19 protein-coding genes and 1 pseudogene are annotated in these 24,187 nt (G+C 45.3%); 7 read left to right on the top strand and 13 right to left on the bottom strand.

The window, feature by feature from the left end; translation table 11 throughout:
- Positions 1–32: 32 nt before the first annotated feature.
- Both nadC and JMY01_RS02785 read right to left on the bottom strand, forming a co-directional pair.
- Positions 33–905: a carboxylating nicotinate-nucleotide diphosphorylase gene (nadC, locus tag JMY01_RS02790; protein WP_201574127.1), complete on the bottom strand. Its 873-nt coding sequence runs from the start codon at positions 903–905 to the stop codon at positions 33–35.
- 324 nt (positions 906–1,229) lie between these two features.
- Positions 1,230–2,279 carry a hypothetical protein gene (locus tag JMY01_RS02785; protein WP_201574126.1) on the bottom strand — a complete coding sequence of 350 codons (1,050 nt, stop codon included), beginning with the start codon at positions 2,277–2,279 and terminating at the stop codon, positions 1,230–1,232.
- Positions 2,280–2,766: 487 nt separating this feature from the next.
- On the opposite strand from JMY01_RS02785, the gene nadA reads away from it, so the two are divergent.
- From nadA to JMY01_RS02770, 3 genes are all read left to right on the top strand, one after another.
- Entirely contained in the window at positions 2,767–3,906 is a 1,140-nt protein-coding gene (gene nadA, locus JMY01_RS02780) for a quinolinate synthase NadA (protein WP_201574125.1), read from the top strand.
- A gap of 1 nt (position 3,907) precedes the next feature.
- A complete protein-coding gene (gene nadB / locus JMY01_RS02775; protein WP_201574124.1) occupies positions 3,908–5,767 on the top strand; it encodes an L-aspartate oxidase in 1,860 nt (619 codons plus the stop codon).
- A 97-nt stretch (positions 5,768–5,864) separates the two neighbouring features.
- A complete protein-coding gene (locus tag JMY01_RS02770; RefSeq protein WP_201574123.1) occupies positions 5,865–6,806 on the top strand; it encodes a phosphatidate cytidylyltransferase in 942 nt (313 codons plus the stop codon).
- 72 nt (positions 6,807–6,878) lie between these two features.
- On the opposite strand, the gene JMY01_RS02765 is transcribed toward JMY01_RS02770, so the two are convergent.
- Positions 6,879–7,679 carry an SDR family oxidoreductase gene (locus JMY01_RS02765; RefSeq protein WP_201574122.1) on the bottom strand — a complete coding sequence of 267 codons (801 nt, stop codon included), beginning with the start codon at positions 7,677–7,679 and terminating at the stop codon, positions 6,879–6,881.
- Between the two features lie 121 nt (positions 7,680–7,800).
- On the opposite strand from JMY01_RS02765, the gene JMY01_RS02760 reads away from it, so the two are divergent.
- Positions 7,801–8,712 (top strand): lysine exporter LysO family protein, encoded by a 912-nt coding sequence (locus JMY01_RS02760; RefSeq protein ID WP_201574121.1) that lies wholly within the window; start codon positions 7,801–7,803, stop codon positions 8,710–8,712.
- A 26-nt stretch (positions 8,713–8,738) separates the two neighbouring features.
- Here the strand turns inward: JMY01_RS02760 and JMY01_RS02755 are convergent, their stop codons facing one another.
- The 5 genes from JMY01_RS02755 to JMY01_RS02735 form a co-directional block, all read right to left on the bottom strand.
- Positions 8,739–9,380: an OmpA family protein gene (locus JMY01_RS02755; protein ID WP_201574120.1), complete on the bottom strand. Its 642-nt coding sequence runs from the start codon at positions 9,378–9,380 to the stop codon at positions 8,739–8,741.
- Between the two features lie 89 nt (positions 9,381–9,469).
- Positions 9,470–10,666 carry a hypothetical protein gene (locus tag JMY01_RS02750; protein ID WP_201574119.1) on the bottom strand — a complete coding sequence of 399 codons (1,197 nt, stop codon included), beginning with the start codon at positions 10,664–10,666 and terminating at the stop codon, positions 9,470–9,472.
- Between the two features lie 323 nt (positions 10,667–10,989).
- The gene (locus JMY01_RS02745) at positions 10,990–11,604 is read right to left on the bottom strand and encodes an OmpA family protein (RefSeq protein ID WP_201574118.1); all 615 of its coding nucleotides are present in this window, start codon (positions 11,602–11,604) and stop codon (positions 10,990–10,992) included.
- 65 nt (positions 11,605–11,669) lie between these two features.
- Positions 11,670–12,923, bottom strand: a complete 1,254-nt coding sequence (locus tag JMY01_RS02740; protein WP_201574117.1) for an FAD-dependent monooxygenase — start codon at positions 12,921–12,923, stop codon at positions 11,670–11,672.
- 198 nt (positions 12,924–13,121) lie between these two features.
- Positions 13,122–14,417: an FAD-dependent monooxygenase gene (locus tag JMY01_RS02735; protein WP_201574116.1), complete on the bottom strand. Its 1,296-nt coding sequence runs from the start codon at positions 14,415–14,417 to the stop codon at positions 13,122–13,124.
- Between the two features lie 521 nt (positions 14,418–14,938).
- Here JMY01_RS02735 and JMY01_RS02730 point away from each other — a divergent pair.
- Positions 14,939–16,030 carry a PhoH family protein gene (locus tag JMY01_RS02730; protein WP_201577100.1) on the top strand — a complete coding sequence of 364 codons (1,092 nt, stop codon included), beginning with the start codon at positions 14,939–14,941 and terminating at the stop codon, positions 16,028–16,030.
- Positions 16,031–16,219: 189 nt separating this feature from the next.
- Positions 16,220–16,840: an rRNA maturation RNase YbeY gene (gene ybeY, locus JMY01_RS02725; protein WP_201574115.1), complete on the top strand. Its 621-nt coding sequence runs from the start codon at positions 16,220–16,222 to the stop codon at positions 16,838–16,840.
- A gap of 73 nt (positions 16,841–16,913) precedes the next feature.
- Here the strand turns inward: ybeY and JMY01_RS02720 are convergent, their stop codons facing one another.
- Both JMY01_RS02720 and JMY01_RS02715 read right to left on the bottom strand, forming a co-directional pair.
- Positions 16,914–17,789, bottom strand: coding sequence for a mechanosensitive ion channel family protein (locus JMY01_RS02720; RefSeq protein WP_201574114.1), 876 nt, complete (start codon positions 17,787–17,789; stop codon positions 16,914–16,916).
- 149 nt (positions 17,790–17,938) lie between these two features.
- The gene (locus JMY01_RS02715; RefSeq protein WP_227677634.1) at positions 17,939–18,826 is read right to left on the bottom strand and encodes an energy transducer TonB; all 888 of its coding nucleotides are present in this window, start codon (positions 18,824–18,826) and stop codon (positions 17,939–17,941) included.
- A 314-nt stretch (positions 18,827–19,140) separates the two neighbouring features.
- Here JMY01_RS02715 and JMY01_RS02710 point away from each other — a divergent pair, with 314 nt between their 5' ends.
- Positions 19,141–19,932 carry a hypothetical protein gene (locus tag JMY01_RS02710; RefSeq protein ID WP_201574113.1) on the top strand — a complete coding sequence of 264 codons (792 nt, stop codon included), beginning with the start codon at positions 19,141–19,143 and terminating at the stop codon, positions 19,930–19,932.
- Positions 19,933–20,052: 120 nt separating this feature from the next.
- On the opposite strand, the pseudogene JMY01_RS02705 reads toward JMY01_RS02710, so the two are convergent.
- The 3 genes and pseudogenes from JMY01_RS02705 to nuoM form a co-directional block, all read right to left on the bottom strand.
- Positions 20,053–20,873 (bottom strand): annotated as a pseudogene (locus JMY01_RS02705) (ferredoxin--NADP reductase).
- 203 nt (positions 20,874–21,076) lie between these two features.
- Entirely contained in the window at positions 21,077–22,555 is a 1,479-nt protein-coding gene (locus tag JMY01_RS02700; protein ID WP_201574112.1) for an NADH-quinone oxidoreductase subunit N, read from the bottom strand.
- A gap of 3 nt (positions 22,556–22,558) precedes the next feature.
- Positions 22,559–24,187, bottom strand: coding sequence for an NADH-quinone oxidoreductase subunit M (gene nuoM / locus JMY01_RS02695; protein ID WP_201574111.1), 1,629 nt, complete (start codon positions 24,185–24,187; stop codon positions 22,559–22,561).

Below are 24,187 nucleotides of genomic sequence, written 5' to 3'. Positions count from 1 at the left end.
TATAAATTATCTTGATGCAAACCTCTGCAAGGCTAAGCACTAAAATCAAGGCCAATATCGAGCGCGGTGGTGCTGTGCGTCAGATAACCCATGGCGATAAAATCAACGCCTGTTTCTGCCACCGCTCGCACGCTTTCAGGCGTGATTCCGCCAGAAGCTTCCGTCTTTGCACGTCCTTGGCACATGATGACCGCTTGTCGTAGCAGCTTGGGTGCCATATTATCCAATAATACTAAGTTTGCGCCCGCATCCAAAGCCAGCTCCAATTGCGCTAAGGTATCGACCTCGACTTCAATTGGCATCAGATGACCTGCAAAATCTTGCGCTTGTTGAATAGCAGTGGTGATATCACCCGCAATCGCAATGTGATTGTCTTTTATCAAAATCGCATCGTCGAGTCCCAGACGATGATTACGTCCACCACCGCAGCGTACCGCATACTTCTGTACTGTACGTAGTCCTGGAATGGTCTTGCGTGTACAAGTAATCTGCGCTGGATACTCTGCAACACTATCGACGATCTGTCTGGTGGCGGTCGCGATGCCACTGAGATGAGTCATAAAGTTCAGTGCTGTACGCTCAGCAGTAAGCAGATGACGGGCATTGCCCCGCACTGTCGCCAGTACACTACCCGACGCGACAGATTCTCCATCAGCCACTTGTGCCACAAACTCAATTTGCGCATCAATTAACTCAAAAGCTAAGCGCGCTAAGTCTATACCGCATATCACCCCTGCTTGCCGTGCCCGAATCTGTAATTGCGCCTGCATCTCAGCTGGAATAGTCGCTTGCGACGTCACATCACCGCGTCTACCTAAGTCTTCTGCCAATGCCACCTCAACCAGTGGCTTGAGTAATACTTGATCTATTTTTGGCTCTGATGTTGACTGTGCTTTAAACGTCATATCCACCCCTAGTTTGGACGATTACTGATAGTGTTTATTTAAACTCAAAATGAGCATAAATATAGCGTAAAGTAACTAAGCTCGCAACATAAAGTCGCAATTATATTGATTGTATAAATTTATTAGCTGAATAAGGTTCTATAGTTAATGCTAAATAAAACTGGCACGCTCTATGTCACGTGCTGCTGGTATTAAGTTTTCGCAGCCTCTGTCGGCGTAGGCGCAGCACGCAAGGAAAATTAATACCAGCAGCACTGTACCTATTTTAAAGTGAGTTAACTATATACAAATTAGAGAAGGCTGAAATCAAAAAATGACTGATATTTATTTCCGTTTAGGTAATTTACTGTCCATGAGTAAGCTTTGTAATTCAATGTCATGACGGAAACGATAAAGCTTGGCAGGTCGCCCACGCTGAGCACTGCTACTCTCACCTGTTGGCTGCACTAAGTTTTGTGAATCCAGTAACCGACGGAAGTTTTGCTTGTGTAGCCTTACTCCCGACAGCGCCTCAATGCTTTGCTGCAACTGCAGCAAAGTGAACACTTCTGGCATCAAGCCAAATATCAAGGGACGATATTCTATCTTGGCACGCAATCTGGAGATGGCTGTCGCAATCACACGGCGATGGTCATAATACATGGGTGTGCCTATCATCTGAGTCCAGTTGTCAGGCAATTTACTAGGCTGATAACTTGGAGCCTCAGGGATAAGTCCTGCTTCATAAAGCATCTCGTAGCGCAGGAGGACATGCTCTGCAACCCACTCACTACTGCTGTCATTGTAATTTTCAGATATTTCTGGATAGTCTTTTAACAAACTATGCGTATTATTATGCGTAAACGTGACAGCACCTATCACGCCTTCACTTAACCCCCAACATAAGCGGATTCGTTGACGCCGTCGATGCTGCGAAACGTCATCTTCCGCAGCATCTGCCCAAACCAATAGCTCAGGCACAATAGAGGTCATAATAATACTTGGCATACCCTCTAAGTGATTTTCCCATGGAAAGTAGTCGTACCAATCTCGCCAAATTGCTTGGCTTGGCAACTCTGGCACTTGCGCCTCCTGCACCAACCCGAGATAGCTAACATAAACCAATGCATGGCCATCGCTATTGCGGCGATTGGTATCCACAAAGGTATATAACTGCTCAAGATAACCGAGTGGTTGCCGAGTTTGCTCTTCCACCCACTGGCGCACACCTGCTTGTAGTGAGCGATGTAACGGCATCAGTGGCCCATTGGGCAGCAGCTTGCCTTGGTCTACCGTCAAAACCCGCGCTGTATGATCCGTGATGGCAATCAATACCGCCACCACTTCCGTGGTACCACTACCCTGCTGATGCGCATGTGAATAAGACAACGTCATGGCTATTTATGATTATCCTTAGTTATAGGCAAAATAGTTAAAACAAAACTCAGTATAGCGCGAATTAGGATTTATCGTAAAAACTGGATGCAATTAATAGCTCAACAGTAGCCACTACTCTTTTGATTAAAACGCTTAATTACCTCATATAGTTGATTCACGCTAGAAACGATACAGTGCTGCTAGGGTAAATTTTGTGCAGCCTCTGTCGGCGTAGGCACAGCAAGCAAGTAAAATTTATACCAGTAGCACGTGACTATTAATAATGTATCGATTTTATTTAGTATTGACTATATGGGCACCTAAATAACGGTAAAAAACCTCCTATCTCTATCAGCCTAAATGATAAACTGCAAAAAAATACTTGTTTTTATGCTCAAAATGAGCATAATTAAAACACGTTATTTTTTAACAGCTTTATTCACTCTGTTTAACTCTCTCGACATGCGCACTTTTATTATTGCTATCGCACCGGAGGCTTGCCCCAATGAAAATCTATCCTTATGACGCACCAACCTTAAGCGCTGATAATAGCAGCACCACTCAGTTCAATATTGAATATGCCAAGGCAAAGATACCAGCCGAGCTTCCCCGCGATAAGCGTCTGGCAGTAGAAGCCAATATCAAGCAACTATTGCAAGATCATAACGCGGTATTGGTCGCGCACTATTATGTTGACCCTTTTATCCAAGATTTGGCATTGGCAACAGGCGGCTGCGTTGGTGATTCACTCGAGATGGCACGGTTCGGTCAAGCTCATAGCGCCCAAACTCTAGTGGTGGCAGGCGTACGCTTCATGGGCGAATCAGCCAAAATATTAAGTATGGAAAAAACGGTACTAATGCCAGATTTGGAAGCTGAATGTTCGCTTGATTTAGGCTGTCCTGCCGATGAATTTTCAGCCTTCTGTGATGCTCATCCTGAGCGCACGGTGGTGGTTTATGCCAATACCAGTGCAGCGGTAAAAGCGCGTGCCGATTGGGTGGTGACCTCATCAGTAGGCATCGACATCGTCCGTCATCTGCATGAGCAAGGCGAGCCGATTATCTGGGGGCCTGACCGCCATTTGGGTAAATACATTGCACAAGAGACTGGCGCCGACATGTTGCTCTGGCAAGGGTCGTGCTTAGTGCACAATGAGTTTAAAGCAACGGAGCTTATGCAATTAAAAGAGGAGCACCCAGACGCTAAGGTGTTGGTACACCCTGAATCCCCTGATAGTGTGGTGGCACTGGCTGATGTGGTCGGCTCAACCAGTAAGCTACTGAAGTCAACTTATGAGATGGATGCCGATACCTTTATCGTAGCGACTGACCTTGGCATATTACACGAGATGCAAAAGCGCTCACCACATAAGCGTTTCTTAGCCGCGCCGACGGCTGGTGAGAGTGCCAGCTGTAAGAGCTGTGCGTTTTGCCCGTGGATGGCGATGAATGGCTTGCAAGGTATTGAGCAATGCTTGACGCATCACAGCGGTGAAGTACTCATGACCCCAGAGCTGGCAGCAGCCGCAAAAAAACCATTACAACGCATGCTTGATTTTGCCGAATCACAAAAACAACGCGTACAAGCCAGTGGCGATATCGTCAAAGACCGTGCGCTATTTGCCAATGTGGGAGCGGCGTAATATGAATGAGGCGTGTGCAGCTGATAGAACAAGCTATAACGCTGATGATGCTAGGCAAACAGACGTACTTATTATTGGTGCTGGCCTTGCAGGGTTAACGACCGCTTTAGCATTACCAAAATCGCTAAACGTAACCGTATTAAGTAAAGCGGCAATGGAAGTTTGCTCAAGTCATTACGCTCAAGGCGGCATCGCAGCCAGCCTAGATAAAAATGACTGCGTCGCTGATCATATCGCTGATACGTTTGTCGCTGGTGCAGGGCTATGTGAAACGGATAATACGACTCATATCCTCAGTGCCGGTCAACAAGCTGTACAGTGGCTATGCGAGCAAGGCGTGCCCTTTACTCAGACTGCACAAACACACACTGCTAAAAAAGCCGCTGAGCAAACCTTTAATAAAACCTCAATGGCATTAAGTACCAGCGATTTACATCTAACCAAAGAAGGCGGCCATGGCTGTAGACGGGTTGCCCATGCTGATGATGCGACTGGTCGTCATATCATGCAAGCCTTGATCATAAAAGCACAGTCTGCGGCTAATATTACCATCTTGCCCTTTCATAAGGCGCTACACCTTTTAAAAGACAGTAGCGATAGCCAATGCCAAGGGGCACTCATTTTTGATCATCATAATCAACGGCAAGTGACGTTCCATAGTCGTGCAGTCGTATTAGCCAGTGGCGGCTTAGGACAGCTGTTTAAACGTGCCAGCGCGCCAAATGTCTGTGTTGGTGATGGGGTAATGATGGCGTGGCAGGCAGGTTGCCGTCTCGCAAATTTGGAGTTTATCCAATTTCATCCAACAGGACTAGCACTGGACGACAGTAGCTTTTTGATATCCGAAGCCCTGCGCGGTGAAGGAGGACGGCTATATTGTCCTTTGACGGGCAAGCGATTTATGCTCGATATAGACGATCGTGCTGAGCTAGCGCCACGAGACATCGTCGCCCGTGCCATCGCTGAGCAAATTAATAATAATGGTTTGGGCTACGTGCATCTCGATGTCAGCCACTTGCCTGCCAAGTTTTTACAAGAGCACTTTCCGCAGATTTATCAGACACTATTAGACCTCGGTGTTGATATTACTACCGACCCTATTCCAGTCGCTCCTACTGCGCATTATAGCTGTGGTGGCGTAGTCACTTGCGCTAATGGCTTAACAGATATACCAGGGCTCTATGCCGCTGGTGAAGTCGCTTATACTGGTCTGCATGGTGCAAACCGCTTGGCCAGTAACTCTTTATTAGAGTGTGTGGTGGTTGGGCGTCATATCGCTGCGCATTTGCCACGTTATTTGTCTGATAAGACTTGGAGCACGCCCAACCTTTTTGACACTCAAGCTATCTCTCACACAACACCTCTCTGTTCTGAGTCTGTCTCTGCTGCTGAAAACCTTACTACTAAAAACCTTGATGGCAATTTTGATGGTAGCTTTGATAGCAATGCTAATATCGATATTGATAACATGACTGCTCAATTAAAAACCTTGATGAGTAGCCACATGGGTATTGTGCGTAGCGCTGAGCAGTTAGAAAGCGCCTTGGTTCAAATACAACAGTGGCAAGGGAGTATCCATACGCTACACATATCTGACAATCCTGCTTTGTTTAACGACTTGGCTCATTGGCAATTATCACGGCAATTACAGCTGGCCTCTCTCATTGTGCAGTCAGCTTACCAACGCTATGAAAGCCGTGGCGGTCACTATCGACAGGATTATCCTACTCTAGCAACCGAGCCAAGGATTAGTGTCATTGAGCCCTTGATAGCTACTAAGTTTGATAGTGAGAGCTTGCGATATGAGCTCGCAAACTCTACTGAAAGGACTGACGGGCTAAAACTGGCTGCTACTGTTTGAGTTTAAAAAACCTTCTTTTTGTAGGTTGTTTTGTAGACTTTCAGCTCGAGAACTTATAGCATTCTAATACTCTAAAACCTTTGACCAGAGCCTAACCATGATAGCTACAGATACGCTATTTGTGATCGGACTGATGACCATCGTTAGTGTGGTTTGGAGCATGCTTGCTCTGCCGCGTTTGCGTGCTCGTTTGCCCACCATTTATCTGATTGCACGCTCATGGTGGTGGATGCTAGCACTGCTCTGTAGCTGCTATCTGCTTGCCAAGATATCTGATAAGAGTCAATTCATCGATAATCAGCACCCTTATCAATGGCTCCTCGCTGCTTTTTTCATTGTCATTGGGCTGCGTGGTAGCTATGAGATTAGCCGTCTTTGGCGCTCTGAGAGTAAAGCGCGACTGATTAGCAAGCTCCAAGCGCGCGGACTACAAGCGCATACCTTAGCCCTCGCTATTCCCCAAAGACATGGCACAGAAAAATATCGCTCAGAAGAACATCACACCGACCTGCAAGACAACCTTCAACCCTATATCTATCTGAATATTTTAGATGCATTATTTAGCGTCGCCTTCATTTTACTCATTGTCAGTTTGGTTTTTTTGCAGCAATTAACGTGGCATCGTGAACAATACGGCGTGTTACTGTTCGTATTATTTGCCAGTCAGTTTAATGATATCGCGCAATACTTATGCGGCAAGCTGCTCAAAGGTAGATTATTCAAACGTGGTCTTGCACCCAAAATAAGCCCCAATAAAAGTATTGAAGGCGCTGTCTTTGGGAGTTTATTATCCGCCCTTTTGGCAACTTTGCTGGGAATGTGGTTGACGCCGTTTAGCTGGTGGGTATGCCTGCTTGCCGCCTATATGCTCGCAGTCAGCGGTATCACTGGCGACTTATTAGAATCAGCGTTCAAACGTCAACACGGGGTAAAAGATACTGGTACTTTATTGGCGGGACATGGTGGCGTGCTTGATAGAATAGATAGCTTACTGATTGGCGTGCCTTTATTTACCCTATTGTATTGGGCTCTAGGTTAGACAAAGTTTTGATTCTAATTAAGTTTGGCCAAGACGGACTTTAATCAATGCATCATAAAAAACCGACAACCACTAAAGGCTTTTATCAAGTCTTTTACGTATCAACCAATTTAACACGGGTTTGGGCAACTGGTTAAGTGCGCGAGTTATATAACGCATTGAGCGCGGAAACACTGCCAACTCAACATCATCGGCAAGCGCCTGCATCGTGTATCTAACGGCAGTTTGGGTGCTGATAATAAAAGGCTTATGACTGGCATCACCCCCATTTAAATCACGTAATGCTTGAGTATCGATATAGCCTGAGGCAATACAGGTCACTTGGATATCATAAGGAGCGAGAGCACAGCGATAGGCACTGGCAGTCGCGATCATTGCGCGCTTACTCTTTGCATAAAGACTCGAGTAAGGATAGTCGATAATACCCGCAATTGAGGCGATACAGACAAGGCTTGGCTTTATGGAACCCACTCCTGTATTTGCTTCAACCTGCTGCATTAACTGTGCACTTGCCCACATAAAAACATGCTCAAAAGCCTGTAGATTGATGGCCAGCATCTGAGTACTGGTCGTTTTATCAAGCTGCTGTAGGCGCTCATTGAAATAACTGCCTGCACTATAGATAAGTCGCTGAAACTGGCTAGCTGATAATGTATCCAATAACGTTTGGCGCTGGGTAAAATCAGTCAAATCACAGTGATGAGTGGTGATATCAGGATGCTGAGCATTGATACAATCAATTTTGGCTTGATTATGCCCGACAACACTCACTTGCCAGCCCAGCTGCTGGTGCGCTAAAGCAAGCGCCAATCCTAGCCCACTGGTGCCGCCAATGACAATCACGTGCGCTCGATTATCCTTTTTATCATTCATAGTATTAATAGCTTTATCCTTACAACGCTGATTTGGGAGTGATGGCCGCTTTTATCAGCTGTAATTCTACCTTGATATGATACAATCGTCGGCTTGTTAAAAACTGACGAGTCTGCCGACCATGGAAAGCCTAGTTACCCTTGTTCTGGTATTAATGCCAATGTTTATTGGCTTTGCCATCCCTTCTAATCCCAAAATGACTAAGCTTGCCGATAAGGGTCTGTCTTATTTGGTTTACGTCATCTTAACTCTCATCGGTATCGAGCTGTCACAAGTTGAAGGTCTGGGTAGTCAAATAGGCGAAATCGCCCTATATGTCACCATCCTATCGATCTTGACGATTGGCAGTGGTTTGTTTGCCCTCATGCTATTCGATCGTGTGCGTCCATGGCAGGCTAAGAAACCCAGCGTAAAATCCAAAGAGCATCGCGTCAGTATCCGTGGCAGCTTGGCACAAGTGATTTGTGTGGTGATTGGCATGGTGATTGGCTACTTCTTGCCAGTAGATTATATGCCACCTGACAACACCATGACGGCTATGCTGATGATATTAATACTGCTGGTCGGTATTGGGTTAAAAGGCTCAGGGATTACCCTCAAAGAAGTGCTGCTCAACAAACGTGGCGTAGAGATGAGTATTATCTTTACCCTCTCGATATTGGTTGGCGGGCTGATCTTTGCGCTGATGTTCAGCGATGTGTCATGGACAAAAGGCTTGGCACTGGCATCAGGGTTTGGTTGGTATTCACTATCAGCGATTATCATGACCGATGCTTATGGTGCCGTTTGGGGCAGTGTGGCGCTATTTAATGACTTGGTACGTGAGTTTTTTGCATTGATATTTATTCCCGTCTTTATGCGCAAATATCCATCAGCTGCGGTCGGTCTTGGCGGCGCGACCAGTCTTGACTTTACCCTGCCTATTATTCAACAATCTGGTGGTCTAAAAGTCGTGCCACTGGCGATTAGCTTTGGCTTTATTATTAATATCGTCTCGCCAATTCTGATGGTAGTGTTTTCGGCGTTGGGGTAAGTATAATTTAAATAATTAGCTATTACTTAAAACTCGATACATATATTTGAATTTGAGTCGTCTGGATAGTTGTAGGCTATTTCAGGCTCCATAGCTAGTCCATAAACTCGGCGATTCATGGCTTTACCCTCTTCAGTATCAGAAGATGCAATAGGCGCGTCATCACCGCAATCAAAAGTACTTAAACGATCAGCGTCAATTTGATGCTTTAGTAGTAAGTAGTTTTTGATCATCAGCGCTCTATTTTTGGCTAAAGAATTTAACCCTCCATTAACTTCATCTTCTGAAGTATGGGCTTCGATTCTAAAAGTGGACGTATCATACTCCTTCATTTTTGTTGCTACTCTATCAAGCTCAAGCTGATACTCTTTTGATAACTCACTGCTGCCCTTGGCAAAAAAGGCACGATATTCCATTTTTAGACCTACCCCAGGCATCGTAAAAGGGCAGCCTCTGTCATCTACCATTACGTTTTCTGGCGTATTTGGGCACTGATCTAATTTATCAGGAACGCCATCACCATCTGAATCAATCTCTGCTTGCATTGTTCTGATATTTTCATATTGGGGTACATCTTTAGACGATGCGATTGTAATAGTCTGGCAGCCGGTTAGAGTTATAGATGCTGCTAACAAAAAAATGCTGTAGAATTTCAGTTTCGTAGTCATTGTTTATCTTCCCTAATGTAGTAAAAATCCTGATCTAAGTTATGCCCAATGACTAGCGGCTACGTAACAATTTTGCAAAAATATACGTTTTAAGCCATCACTAGCTCTTTTTCTACCTGACAAACCCTATCATGCCACTCAATAAAATCACTGATAGCAGCTGGCGCGGGTTCGCTATTACCAACTTCCCTACCTTTAAAACTCTCAATATAACGGCAAGCGCGATAGCCTTTTGCAAAGCTCTCATAATCAGCAACCCACTGCTTGCGTGCAGTTAAAGCAGCCTGTTGTGCATTATCATAACTGAATTCAGGGCTGCCATCATCAGCGAACCAAAACTCTTTAGCAGGGATGCTTTTTTCCAACATACGCTGTTCGTTGACCTCAGCCATGCGCCACGGCTTGGCAGTGAGCCGCGCTCGAAAGCACTGCTGTGCCTGACTCAGACGCACATAATTGTCATCGGCATGGAAGTACTCAAACCACTCTGCTACTAACTCATCACTTGGCGCGATGGTATCGTGAGTGGCAATAATGCGAAAGCCTGCAGGCGTCTCATACAAACGGAAGCGCTCTTTTGGATGTTTGACAACTCGCTTTTGTAGTCGCTCAGTCATATAAGGCAGCAACGAGGCGATATCATCAGCATATTTTTGCGCGCGTGCTTTGTCTCTTTGGCTGGCTTGTTGCCACAAATAAGCAGTCACACCAATCATAACCACCAATAGCCATAACCATGACAATCCGAGCCAAGCGATGACACTGGCGATAAGTATAAACACCAGTACAAAAAACCACACTTTTAACTTCGGCGAAGGCTGGCTTTGATTGCTTATTAATACAGTCATATAGCCATGACTATCATAGCTATCAGGATAATTGTGATGCAATAATTCATCATTATCGACATCAATGATGGCGATGTTATCAACGTTAGCGACCTGCGCGCCATAGCTATTACGCGTAGTGATAACCTGCGTTTGGTATGATGAGCTGTCAGATAAATCTGAGCTAGGAAAAGTTTGCTCAGAGATGATTTGCTCACGAATGGGAATGCCGTTACTTGCGTTATACTCTTCCCTGCGTTCACGGCGTACGATATCCTCACCTGCCAGCCAACGATTATGCGCCTCAGTCACACGCGTTCTAGCATGGTTTAATGCTTCGCTTTGACTGATATCTGACCAGCCATAACGCTTGATGGTGGCTTGCTTAACTGCGCTATCAGAGGTTGCCGATGATTTAAAGCGCTGCTTATACTGCGCCCAGTATTTGGGGATGAGCATGGGTTTTGCCTTTTACTCTCAATATTCATAGTAATTTTTTGTGTGTTTGCTAAAAAATATAACATGCCTTATTTTTATATGGTAATATAGATATCAATATGACCGTCACCTCTGCTTTTGCAGGTGGCGGTTCTCTATTTATAGCTTCTTGTTTTCTCTGCATCAATTCATATTATGGCCATAAGACCCAATCTTCTATATTCACCGTTAGACCAAAGTCTGCAAGTTTAACAGTATCCTCATGTACAGTAGAAAACTCGTTTAATAAACTTTTAAAGCGTTGATTTCAACCAAATGCGTACACCCAGCCTATCTTTGCCATTTTATTCTAAAATTTCTTTACAGTTTACTAAAGTATCATTGTATCTATCTCGCGCTGATATCCAACCAAATACTCGCTGATTCATGGTTGCACCCTCCTCAGTATCATTACGAGCAATTGGATCATCAGAACTACAATTAAAGGTTCGGACTCTATTTGCTGGCAAGCCAAGATTAACCAAATAGTCTTTGATACTTTGCGCGCGAGCACCTGCTAATGAGACAGGTATTAATTGCTGAGACGAGTCTTTGATATGTGCAACCTTGTTATCAACGGATTGTTGTTCGATTTTAGAAGTATGGCCTTGGACAAAAAGCGTCAGATTAGAACAGCGAGCCGCGAACTCTATAATCTTGTTTAACTCTGAAACGTACTTATCTTTTAATTCAGCGCTATCTCTATCGAAAAATACTCGCAACTCCATGGATAACATATCCTCCAAAGTCACCGTCATAGGTTTACCATTTTTATCAACAGGTGGCGGCTCAGCTATGCAGGTGGAAGGCACTAAAGTTTCTTGGCTAATACTATTGCCTACAGTCGCTGATTGACATCCTGATACTAAGCCTATAATTAATAAAGCAATAGTGACTTTTGTTGCTCCAAACTTAGTCATAGAGTATTCCTAATTAGTGATAGTAAATCACACTATATCTAACGTATCTTTTTAAGAAAAACACCCTAAACCCCACTTGCCTGCTTGGCAAACAGACGCATCAGCGGTTTCATTTTGCCAACACGATACATGCCTTCACTACGTATCTGCTGCACAGGACGCAGCTGCGCAAGTGACCCTGCAAACAGCCAGTTTAGCGCCGAGAAGCTATGCATCATCAGGCTATTATGTGGACGACGCAGACGCTCATACGTACGCAGCGTTTGATTGCTGCCCCAAATCGCCCCACCACTGCGCGCATAGTCATGGGTGAGTTGTTCACTTAATGCCTTCACATCGAGCATACCCAAATTCAGCCCTTGACCTGCCAGCGGATGCACACCATGTGCCGCATCACCGATTAAGACTAAATTATCCGCGACGTAGCTTTTTGCTTGTTGTGCAGCTAACGGAAAGCTGGCGATTGATTCTATCTGACTGATAGCACCCAGCTCATAGTTGCTGGCAGCGGCCAATTTATCAGCGATAACGCGGTCTTCTTCCTCTATCAGTGCCAATGCCTGATTGCGCGGTAGTGTCCAGACGATAGACTGCCAATGTTGCGGGTTGGCCTTGTCCTCATCAGTGATATCCGCTAACGGCAATAACGCCAGCGTACCTGTGGGTAGCATGGCTTGGCGGGCGGTTGCTTGATGCGGCTTTGCCGTTTGAATCGCACAGCAAATTGCCGTTTGCTGATAATCAAGGGTATCTAGCCCGATCCCTGCTTGCTGGCGCACAAACGAGCCGCGACCATCCGCACCGACTAACAGACGCGCATCAATAACCGCACCCTCCTCTAACGTCACACGGTAGCCCTGCTCTGTCCCCAACCAATCCATATCGACTACTTTTTGCCCAGCGATGACGGTCAGATAGTCACTGACATCATCCTCAGATAGACGCTGCGATAATGCATACTCAATAACTGCAGGCTCAACCATACTCCCAAGCAGTTCTGGCGCGTCGCTTTCACTATCACCAAATAATAGCTCGCCCATACCGTTCAGTTGCCATACCTGCATTTGTGAATAGTCGGCCTTACGCCCAGATAGCGCAATCTTTTGCCAAGCGCCCACGTCTTTGAGTAAGTTTATACTGGCTAGACTAAGCGCATAGACACGGGCATCGCGCCTGCTTAGTACTGCTTGCCACCCTGACTCATCACGTGCAGGGCGTGCATCAATCAAAGTCACGGGCATTTTGGCTTGCGCCAGTTTTAGAGCCAGCGTCGCACCGACGATACCGCTGCCAATAATGAGCGTATGGTTGTTTTTCATAAGTTATCTCTCAATGTTAGAACGCTTGTTAGGCTAGAACGCTTATTATCAACTGAAATTACACATTAACACGGATTTAATATCTCTAAAGCGCTCGGAAATTATTTGGCGCAGCCTCTGGAACTACTGTACAGCCAGCGAGACAAATGATTACCGAGCGCCAAACATGATAGTTTTGCATAATATCAGTTATCAATACTATGATTTTAAGCCCATCGCATAGTTAGCGACCAATGGTTTAATATTCGGCAACTTATCAAAGGCAACCAAAGCCACGTTACGTGCCAGCTTCACCGCTGGATTTGGATGCGTAAAGCCATGTACCACGGCATCACAAAAGCGGATGACTCGTTTTTGATCGCTTAGACGCGATTTTTCATAGCGTTTTAATAACTGTGGATCACCGATATCTGCGCCCTTAAGTACTTGCGCGCTCATCATCTGCGCCAGTACATGCGCATCACGCATACAGAGGTTAAAGCCCTGACCCGCTACAGGGTGCAAAGTATGAGCTGCGTTGCCCATGATGACGCAGCGACCATCTGCTTGCTTATCTGCCAGCACGCGTGTCAAGGGATAAGCACCGCGGCGACCAGCAGCGACAAACTTGCCAGCACGCTGACCAAACGCCTGTTGCAAAGTCGCCAGAAAATGCGCATCATCGTCTAAATATTTATTTTCTTCACCCGTTGGACAGACCCAGACTACCGATCGGCGATAGCCGTTTTGATAGTCATTATTGCCATCCCCTTCTGGATCGGTCAATGGCAACACAGCAAGCGGGCCTGCTGGACTAAAACGCTCAATGGCGATGTGCTCGTGAGGCTTATCCGTCTCTACCACGCCAACGATAGCGGTTTGCTGATAGTCATAAGTCGTAGTGCCGATATCCAATAACTGACGCACTGTAGAGTCGCGACCGTCACAAGCGACCAAAACGCTGGCTTGCAATTGCTGCTCATGCTCCTCTTCACCATAGTAGCTAAAGCTGAGCGTCACCCCATCCGTTTGTTGTACATCGATGACATTGGCATTGTCAATCAAAGTAATCAGTGGTTCTTGCTGTGCGGCCAGTAATAGCTTGCGCCCTAGCCACGCATTTTCCATGACTTGTCCAAATGAGTCGACTTGCTCCTCAGCTTTGTTTAACTGCGCGCGCCCAAAGCTGCCTTGCTCACTGATTTGTACCGCATCAATGCGACAAGCATGACTTTGCAGCTCATCCCATAGCCCAATCTCTTGATAAATCTGTACCGTGCGTCGTGATAATGCCGTATTTCGACTGTCTAAATAATGGCTACGCGTACTATCATCATTTGGGCTGATTTTTGGATAGCTCATCTTTTCTAGCAAAGTGCTGGCAATACCATGATGCGCAAGCAACAATGCAAAAGATAAGCCCACGTGACCACCACCAGCGATCAGCACCTGCTGCTCGGTGATTGCCGCTTTTTTTCCTACATTTGATAAATCTGAATCAGTGTTTTGCATCATTATTATTCCCAATTATTATTTCTACTGCGATTTGTTGAGATTGCTTACGATAGACGGTGAATAGCTGCTCAAAACTACCTTTATTTTATAATATTTATCATTTGATGCGTGCTCTAAGCTGAGTTATTGGCCGTTATAATATAAGCCATAGATTACCACAAATTGCGCAAACTTCCGTGTCCTTCACTATAGGTATAACGCTGACTCAACCTTTAAGACCCCTTATGGTCACAAAGCAAAGTATTGATAGCAGGAGTAGCAAACTCCAGGATTGCAATCGTCATACAAAACAAAACTATCCACCTCTGTCTATGGCTTGAAATTTAAAAACTATCAACCATAATGGAGGTAAGATGTTTACTTGTCATCACCCATATAATCAATAACTATTTTTACTTTTATTTTCTAAAAGCTATAAACCCTTACTGACTATTTTATTTTATCTATTAAGCCCGCTGACCTATTAAAACCTACCAATAGTAGCGGGCACCTAATATAAGGATAATCGCTTGACTGACTCCATGAGCCGCCGTATAAAGTTTGAATCACTGACCCCAGCACAGCTCAAAACCGTGCTTGGCGAATATAATAATCACATGAAATACATTCAAGAACGTCTCAATATTAAGATAAGCCAGCGTCAAGGCGACTTTTGCCTTAGCGGTGATATAAGGGATGTTGAGCGCGGCGAACGTATCATATATAAGCTCGTTGACGAAACCCAAAATTCAAAAGATATCAGTGCAGCAGAGTTACACCTTATCATTCAATCAAGCATCTCACGTGATGAAGACGTAGAAGACGATGAGCAGGTCACGGATAGTAAAGAAGACGCCAATGATTTGGATTCGGCAAGTGACTTTACGCCCGTAAGTTTGCGTACGCGCAAAGGTAAAATCATCCCGCGTGGTGGCAATCAACAGCGTTATGTAAAAAACGTGCTGAGCTCTGATGTGTCATTCGGTATTGGCCCTGCTGGTACTGGTAAGACCTACTTGGCAGTCGCTTGTGCGGTCGACATGCTTGAGCGCAATGAGATTGAGCGTATCTTACTGGTGCGCCCTGCGGTAGAAGCAGGCGAGAAACTAGGATTTTTGCCTGGCGACTTGACGCAAAAGATTGATCCATATTTACGTCCTTTGTACGATGCGCTATACGAGATGATAGGTTTTGAGAAGGTCGGAAAAATGCTAGAGCGTCAGATCATTGAGGTTGCGCCACTTGCGTACATGCGAGGGCGGACTTTGAACAACTCGTTTGTGATCTTGGATGAGGCGCAGAATACTACGCCTGAACAGATGAAAATGTTTTTGACACGCTTAGGCTTTGGGTCACGCGCTGTCATCACTGGTGACATTACTCAGGTCGACCTGCCACGCGGTCATAAGTCGGGTCTGGCACAAGCGATGGATATCTTAAGTGATATTGAAGAGATTCATATCACCAAGTTTGATTCAAAAGATGTGGTACGCCATCAGCTGGTACAAAAAATCGTCGAAGCCTATGATGTGTTTGATGAGGAGCAAGTAGCGCTACAAGAAAAACGTAAGTTTGAGCGTATGAAGGAACAAGAGCGCAAACAAGCAGTCGCTGATGCGGCCGCTAAGTTATAGCTAACTGTCGCACGCTAGTTTTGAAATCAGATAACCGGATTACTGCTCGTAATCCGGTTTTTTGCTGCTCAGTATTGGTCAAGTTTAGGGTTAATATTGCTCTAGCTGCTATAGTAGCCTTCACGAAACGATTAAATATTTCAGACAGCAAGGCTTAATCAGACTCAAAATTCTTAATAGGATAAAAATATGAATCAACCTAACAATAATAAAACAGCGGATGAAATCGCTAGTAGTGCCAATAATAACAATGCCAGTTTAGCGGCACTCGATATTAGCGCGACTGACAGTATTGATAATACTTTGGTCGACAGTTTTTATGGTGAAGACAGTCTGTTGCCAATCATGAGGGCGACACTTGATTATATGAATGAGCGCATCAAAAACGGTCTCACGTTACCCTACTTTGCCGACATCAATCCTGAGCTGTGGCAAAAGAAACCTAAAGCGCTGGATATATATATCACTGATGAAAGCGAAGGTCGCGAGTTGAATCTGGAAGCACGTGGCAAGGATTATGCGACCAATATTTTATCTTACCCAAGCGACTTGCCTGCCTCCATCATAGAGCTGATGCCGACGTTGCCACTGGGTGAGCTAATCATCTGTCATGCAGTGGTGGTGCGAGAAGCCGCGGAACAGGAAAAAACAGTAGTACAGCACATCAGCCATTTACTGGTACATGGTGTGCTGCATCTATTGGGTTTTGATCATGAGCTCGGACAGGCTGAGCAAGATGAGATGGAAAGCTTTGAAATTGAGATTTTGGCAGGTTTACATCTACCAAATCCCTATCTTCCCAACGCTTAAGTTTGATGTAGCCAGTTTTTTACCTAGCCAATCATTTAAGATAGCCAGTCTTTTTAAGGTGATTAGTCTTTGGTCAGTCTTTGGTCATGGGCAGTTTTTGTGACTGACCCATTTGGTTAATCATCTGATCCAGTCCTTTGACATGGACACTACGCTGCGGGAATGGAATCTCAATCTTCTCATCATCCAGCGCATGCTTGAACTGCTCTAGCAAATCGCATTGCATCGTCCACCAGTCGGCATTGGTCGTCCAAACGTTTAAGGTCAGATCTACTGAGTTATCGCCCAGATTGGTGACACGTACGATAGGCTCAGGGTCGGTAAAGGCCAGTGGATTGTTCTTTGCCAAGCTGAGCATGACGTTTTTGGCGACCTTAATATCCGCATCGTAGCCAATACCGACCGTGATATCGACGCGGCGGTTGGGCAGCGCGGTATAGTTGGTAACGGCTGAGGTGGTGATATCGCTGTTAGGGATAATGATGTCGTGATTGTTAATCGTCGTCAGGTGGGTGTTGATTAAGGTAATCTCTGTCACTGTCCCTGTATAGCTACTGATTTGGACATAATCACCTCGTACAAACGGGCGGAAGGTCACAATCATAATGCCAGCCGCAAAGTTTGACAGCTGATCCTTTAATGACAGACCAATGGCTACCGCGGCGCCACCCAATATAGCGACGACTGACGTGGTCTGCACGCCAACTTTGCTAAGGGCTGCTAGAGCAACCACGACTAACAATACGCCATATAACAAGCGACCTAAGAAGTTAGCGACGGTATCATCTAAGTGGCTACGCAACATAATACCGTGAGCGAACGTGACTGCTTTTTTGGCAAGCCAACGCCCTACCACGAATATCAATATCGCTAGAGCAATCTTAATGACTAAGCTGAATGCGTTACTGGTAAGGGTAGCAACATCTACTGTAAAACCTAAAAATTCCATACTGACTCTTTATTTTATAGCTTGATTGACTTGATAGCTTGATTGGCTATCTGGTTTAACGTCACAATCGAATGTCGATCATCACTCTAATGGTTGAGCATTTTAACGCAAGCATCGTTTTGGGTTGTTCGTATTTTAGTAACTTATACTTAATAAGTCACATCTACTTTGTCGCTGTAACGATAGGTACGTATCAGACGCAGCTCAACAATATCACTCATGTCTTCGGTAAACTTACCAAAAGGTGCGGCTTGTCGTACTGATTGCTTCGCAGCTTCGTCTAATATCGTTGAGCCTGAGCTTTCTAGCAGGCGAATGGCTTTAATATTCCCATCATCACTGATAATGACCATCAGGCGCACTTCGCCAGTGATTCCCTGCGCCCGTGCCTGTACCGGATAGTGTAAGTTACCGATACGCTCGACATGCTCACGAAAGGTCTCAATATAGTCCGCTGCTGCCCCGCGCGTGGTTGAGTTGCTATCCACGGTGACGACTTTAGACTTGGTGGCATAGATTTGTTGGCGCTGTGATAGCTGTGCCTCTAAAGTTGCAATCTGCTTACGCAGGCGCTCTTCTTGCGCTTGCATGTCATCTTGCGCTTGTTTGCTGTCGTTATCAGACTCTACGGTCGCTTGACGCCAACTCAAGGTCGTACGCAAATAGCTTTCTTGATAGCGCTGCTGACGCACCTTACGCTGCATATTGATCACATCTTGGGTTTCGCTGATTTGCTCTGCAGTCAATGGGCTGGTTTGCGCACTTTCTTGTCTTACTTGTTGAAGTACCGAACCGCCGCCTTCTTGTGAAGCATTGGCGATATAGTGCGCATCTTCATTGGGCTTCATATTATCAGTCAAAGCCTTGGCAACATCTTGCATCAACGCTGCAGGATCTTTGCCCATAGAAAAGCTCACGCCAAAAATGATCACCACGTGCACCACTAAGGCAATGATAATAGCGACAGGCATGCTAAAATCGCGCTTTGGTGCTTGCGCAGAAAAGTGATAGCTTTGGGAGTCTTTAATATGGGCCACAATGGGTCTCAACTTTCAGCATAAGTATGGCGGCCATCGCCTTGGTCTTGATAATTGGCTGCTATTTTACATGGTTCACACTCATAATGGCAGTTGCAATAATGACTGCTCTTTCAAGCTACGTCTGATACTCGAGCCTTGCTTTGAAATATACTATTTTCAACTGACTACAACATGACCAATGTCTGATTCAAATCAACTCTACTGGTTATGTTGGTTGGTTTATTTGCTACAATATGACGCTTTTCGCTACGCTGTTTTACTATATACTATTTTAGGGTGTTAAACTTCCTACTTAGTATTGACACCCTATAATGATAAGGATAACCAGTTTGCGCAACTTCGATAACTTTGATGACTTCACTGATAATCTTGGCTATCGCTTTAGCGAGTCATTTAGCGATGGCTGGGAGAGCTTAAGCCAAACCATCAAAAAGCTCTATGACAGAAGCATTGATAAGCTCGATGATGAGCTGGCTTTACCAGTTGCCCAAACCTACGTCAATGATGCCTTGCAAAAGTTCGTCACTGATAATGTCGGAGCTATCTTGGAGCTACGCGTTGAGCTGCATGACGATTGGTTCCGCTTGTACTGTACCTTAAATATTGCAGGTATTTATGCTGAAGTCGCCAGTAACTTTAGTCTCGTACACGTGCAGCTCGATCGTAACGTACAGCGCTTTGTTTTTGGTCAGCAGACTTATACTGACGTACTCAACTTACGCTGCGAGTCATTTATTAAACGCCAAGGCATCAAGCTTTTTATTTGGTTTTATCATAGCGTGCTCAAAAAAGATCCGTTAGGCTTCATTCTGACTTATATCAATATAGCCCGCGCAAAAGAAGAGATTATTTACCTTGATATTAATCGTTGGCTAAAAAAGAATAAAAAAATCATGAGTGGCTTACACAAAGTACAGGTTAATTATGGTGAGCTTGAAGAAGAACAGCTGGTGCTAAAAACACAGGTGAACTACCGTGACTTGATAGGTGCCAGTAGCATCGATGATATTATTACTGAAGATGATGTGAGCGAAGATGAACCTGAGCTCATGAAAGGTCCTATCAACCCAATCGCTGATGCGGCCAAACCAAGCCAAGTCTAATAGCCAAACACAGGGGCGATTATTGCTCTAACGAATGAAAACGCCGCTGCCTTAAATGAAGGTAGCAGCGTTTTTTGTGGCCGTTTGAATATAGCCATTCGTTGAGCAGTAATTTTTAGTTTACCAATAGTTCTCTACGGCGATATTGCCTTCACCGCGGCGATTCATGACTAATCCCAGATCTTTGAGCGTCTCTTTGGTATCCTCTACCATCTCAGGGTTGCCACACAGCATCACATGCGCGCTGTCTATATCTCTAGCTTGATACCTGCACGCTCTTCTAATTTACCATTAACCAGCAACTTTGGTAAGCGCTCAGTTAAGGCATCTGCCATCGGCTCGCGGGTGACGATTGGGACAAATATCAATTTGGCTGGATTGTCCACTAATGAGCCAAAATCTTCTTGCAAGGTTTTAATCAGTTCAAGATAGGCAAGCTCTTCTTTCGACCGTGCACTGTAGGCAAGTACGATGTGTTCGTAATCTTCCCAAGTTTGCAGATCTTGTAGCATCGATAAAAACGGCGCCAACCCTGTTCCTGTGGCTAGCAACCACAAGTCCTTGGGCAATGGCTTTTGATAACGTGCTAAGGTCAAAAACCCAAATGGCATAGTATTCAATAGTAACTCATCACCGACTTGCAAATGCTGCAACTGCGAGGTAAACGCCCCATCAGGAATGACAATCGAGAAGAACTCTAGCACCTCGTCAAAAGGCGAAGACACAATAGAATACGCACGGTAGATATCTTCATTCAAGGAGTCGTCCAATGCGACATCTTGAGCTTTATAGTGTTGTAATTGACTGGGATTGACACCCAAACGCACGAATTGACCAGCAGTAAACTTAAAGCTGTCTGGACGGGTAACCGTAAAACTAAATAAGCCTGGTGTCCACGTGGTTTTGTTCAGCACCGTTACTTTTTGAATATTGTCACTCATAATAATTAATCACTCTCATTTTTATTAATAGTCTTTTATTGATGGTTGTTTTTATAAGTTTTTAAAGGATACAAACCAAAAGATGCGCCAAGCTTAGCATAAACTTGGCGCATCTTGGTTTTCTAACAGTAACAGCGGATAAGTAACCAACATCGTTAGCCGTTACTTATCCTATCTCTATACGGCTTCTTATACGGCTTGTGTTACCAAATACGCGCCATACCTGACCAAACGATCAAGCTATTTGGCAGTACACCAAAGTAGATAATCACTATGGTGACACCAATCACCATTAGCCCGCCCATACGAATGCCCCACTGCCCTGCTACATCAAACTCAATAAACTGCTTAGGACGTTTAAACAATGTCAGCATCACGCGCAGGTAATAGAACAGACCGATGGCACTGCCCAAGATAATCATCGCTGCTAAGAACCAGTTGGTTCCTTGCACAGCAGCTAAAATCGCAAACAGCTTAGTAATAAAGCCTGCTGTCAGTGGAATACCCGCTAAGGACAACATCATAATGGTCATCACCGCGGTAATCACCGGACGACGCCAAAATAGCCCTTGATAGTGTGATAAATCATCCGCTTCACCAGATTGACGATAAGGACTCGACATCAGCGTTACGACGCCAAAAGCACCGACAGAGGTCAAGGCATAAGCTGCCATATACATGCTAGAGATGCTATCAGCGGCAGCACCAATACTGACAATGACAATCAGTACATAACCCATATGGGCAATGGAAGAATACCCTAATAGGCGCTTAAGGTTGGTCTGACGGACAGCCAATAAGTTACCAACTAGGATAGACAAGGTTGCCATAACCATCAGTAGCATTTGTACCGACGGCAATGCCAACAAAGCGCTATCAATTAAAAAACGCACTGCCAGTGCCATCATCGCCACTTTAGACACCGAAGCTAAGTAAGTCGCTATAGGAGCGGGTGCGCCTTCATAGACATCTGGTGTCCATGCATGAAAGGGTGCCGCAGACAGTTTGAAAGCAACCCCAAACAGCATGAGTGCAGCCCCTAGTATCAGCAGTGGCGACTCAAACATACTGCCTAACACCAGGCTAATCGGCTTGAATGCCAGTGAGCCAACCTGAGCATAAATAAACGCCATACCCATTAAGATAGTTGCAGAGGCGGTCGCTGAGAGCACCAAATACTTAAGACCTGACTCCAAAGAGCGGCTGCGCAAAAAGGTATAAGACAGCAAGCCGTATAGCGGTATAGAAAGCAGCTCAAGACTCATAAAGAATGCCGCCATATGTTGCGCTGATACCATTAATAAAGCACCAGTCGTCGATAACAATAGCAGCAAATACAGCTCGTCTTTATTATCTTTAAGATTTGCCAAATAGGCGTATGCCAAGGTACAGCAAGCCAAGGCACAGATAAAGATAACCACCATATTAAACTTGGCAAAGCTATCAATCACAAATAGCTGCTCAGCGTTTGGCACTACTGAGCCACTACTTATCACACCCGTGATCTGTCCAATCAAGGTAAACAGGCCGACGTTCAGACCCAAAACACTGATGGTAGCAGTGACAAAATGTGAGCGCTTAATAGTGATAGCAATCATGGCCAATAAAGACGTAATCGCTACTGCAATGATCGGCGCATAAGGCATTAACCCCATCAAATCATTCATCGTAAATTCATTCATGACTTAACGTGCCTCCATTGCATCAAGTAACGGCGACATATCGACCTGCGTCACCTGACTGTAAATATATGCATTGTTGATCCACTGCATAGCGTGACTTGATGTATCCAAAAACGGCTGCGGATACAGTCCGAGCCATACTAGCCCTGCTGCCAACATCAATAATAATGACAGCTCGCGCTTACCCAAATCTTTCACTCTACGCGGTGGTAAGCCATGCGACTTGGTCTCATGCAATGCCACTGCTTCGATGTTATTGGCACCAAATAGCGCACGGTAAATCAATATTAATGAGTACAGACCTGCTAGTACCAAACTAAACGTCGCTAGCACCACAAATACGGGATACTGCGCAAACGCACCAAACAAAATCATGAACTCACCGATGAAGTTACCAGTACCAGGAATACCTAGCAACGCGGCACTAAAGAACATCAGCATAGGCGCGTAGTAACGGAACTGCCCCCACATACCGCCCATCAAGGTCAGGTCACGAGTATGCAAGCGCTCATAGAGCTGACCTGCCATGATGAACAGCGCGGCTGAGCTAAGACCATGTGCTAGCATTTGGATCATCAAGCCTTGTAGGCTGAGTAAAGTACCCGCATAAATCGCCAACACCACAAAACCCATGTGCGAGATACTGGTATAGGCCAATAGACGCTTCATGTCTGTTTGCATAAAGGCGAGCCATGCGCCATAAAAAATACCAATGGTACCCAAAGTGATGGCAATCGGTGCAAACTCTTGCGATGCTGCAGGAAATAACGGCAACACAAAACGAATCAAACCATAGGCAGCTGTCTTAATCAGCACCCCTGCCAAATCCACCGAACCTGCTGTTGGTGCCTGCGCATGTGCATCAGGTAACCAACCGTGGAACGGCATAACTGGCAACTTGACGGCAAAGCCGATAAAGAAGCACAGCATGATCGGATATTCCCAGCCGCCAAGTGGCGTACCGAGCAAGTCATTATAGTTAAAGCTCACCACACCGCTATTAGCGTAGCTGAACAGCACTAATAACAACACGCCAATGAGCATAATAAGCCCAGAAGCTTGGGTATAAATAAAGAACTTAGTTGCTGCGTATTCTTTTGTCTTACCACCAACGACATCATGACCCCAAATGGCAATCAAGAAGTAGATAGGAACCAGCATCATCTCCCAAAAGAAGAAGAATAAAAACAGGTCAATGGCTAAGAAAACACCAATAACGCCGCCTAAGCTCCATAGCAAGTTCAGATGAAAGAAGCCAACACGGCGCTGGATTTCATTCCATGAACACGCAACGGCAGCGACACCAAGCAGCCCTGTCAATGCAACCATCATTAGCGACAGACCATCTAGCGCTAAGTGAAAGCTGATACCGAAGCTTGGTATCCACGGCACACTAAATTCAGCAATCCAAGGCACCGCCGCTGCAGGCGCAATGACTTGCTTACTCATGCCAGCAAAGTCGCCGTACTGCCAAAGCACCATCGACAGCCCAAAGGTCAACATCATACCAATTAAAGCAATCCACCGTGGTAGGCGTTTATTAAAGCGCTCAACCAACCAACATAGCAATCCGGCAATAAACGGAATAGCAATCAATGCCGGTAGCATCCACGTTTGTTGTAACTCAATCAT

Origin of the sequence: Psychrobacter sp. H8-1, assembly GCF_904846575.1 — a bacterium.
Classification (GTDB): Bacteria; Pseudomonadota; Gammaproteobacteria; order Pseudomonadales; family Moraxellaceae; genus Psychrobacter; species Psychrobacter fulvigenes.
The sequence above is the reverse complement of the archived record's forward strand: the minus strand, read 5'-3'. Positions and strand labels throughout refer to the sequence as shown.

What these genes read in the sequence shown, in the direction of transcription:
- JMY01_RS02785 (WP_201574126.1), bottom strand. Translation starts at nt 2,279, where the DNA reads ATGACGTTGTCTTATTCACATGCGCATCAGCAGGGTAGTGGTACCACG.
- JMY01_RS02770 (WP_201574123.1), top strand. Translation starts at nt 5,865, where the DNA reads ATGATAGCTACAGATACGCTATTTGTGATCGGACTGATGACCATCGTT.
- JMY01_RS02735 (WP_201574116.1), bottom strand. Translation starts at nt 14,417, where the DNA reads ATGATGCAAAACACTGATTCAGATTTATCAAATGTAGGAAAAAAAGCG.
- JMY01_RS02740 (WP_201574117.1), bottom strand. Translation starts at nt 12,923, where the DNA reads ATGAAAAACAACCATACGCTCATTATTGGCAGCGGTATCGTCGGTGCG.
- JMY01_RS02750 (WP_201574119.1), bottom strand. Translation starts at nt 10,666, where the DNA reads ATGCTCATCCCCAAATACTGGGCGCAGTATAAGCAGCGCTTTAAATCA.
- JMY01_RS02710 (WP_201574113.1), top strand. Translation starts at nt 19,141, where the DNA reads ATGATAAGGATAACCAGTTTGCGCAACTTCGATAACTTTGATGACTTC.
- ybeY (WP_201574115.1), top strand. Translation starts at nt 16,220, where the DNA reads ATGAATCAACCTAACAATAATAAAACAGCGGATGAAATCGCTAGTAGT.
- nadB (WP_201574124.1), top strand. Translation starts at nt 3,908, where the DNA reads ATGAATGAGGCGTGTGCAGCTGATAGAACAAGCTATAACGCTGATGAT.
- nadA (WP_201574125.1), top strand. Translation starts at nt 2,767, where the DNA reads ATGAAAATCTATCCTTATGACGCACCAACCTTAAGCGCTGATAATAGC.
- JMY01_RS02765 (WP_201574122.1), bottom strand. Translation starts at nt 7,679, where the DNA reads ATGAATGATAAAAAGGATAATCGAGCGCACGTGATTGTCATTGGCGGC.
- JMY01_RS02720 (WP_201574114.1), bottom strand. Translation starts at nt 17,789, where the DNA reads ATGGAATTTTTAGGTTTTACAGTAGATGTTGCTACCCTTACCAGTAAC.
- JMY01_RS02745 (WP_201574118.1), bottom strand. Translation starts at nt 11,604, where the DNA reads ATGACTAAGTTTGGAGCAACAAAAGTCACTATTGCTTTATTAATTATA.
- JMY01_RS02760 (WP_201574121.1), top strand. Translation starts at nt 7,801, where the DNA reads ATGGAAAGCCTAGTTACCCTTGTTCTGGTATTAATGCCAATGTTTATT.
- JMY01_RS02730 (WP_201577100.1), top strand. Translation starts at nt 14,939, where the DNA reads ATGAGCCGCCGTATAAAGTTTGAATCACTGACCCCAGCACAGCTCAAA.
- JMY01_RS02755 (WP_201574120.1), bottom strand. Translation starts at nt 9,380, where the DNA reads ATGACTACGAAACTGAAATTCTACAGCATTTTTTTGTTAGCAGCATCT.
- nadC (WP_201574127.1), bottom strand. Translation starts at nt 905, where the DNA reads ATGACGTTTAAAGCACAGTCAACATCAGAGCCAAAAATAGATCAAGTA.
- nuoM (WP_201574111.1), bottom strand. Translation starts at nt 24,187, where the DNA reads ATGATTGAGTTACAACAAACGTGGATGCTACCGGCATTGATTGCTATT.
- JMY01_RS02700 (WP_201574112.1), bottom strand. Translation starts at nt 22,555, where the DNA reads ATGAATGAATTTACGATGAATGATTTGATGGGGTTAATGCCTTATGCG.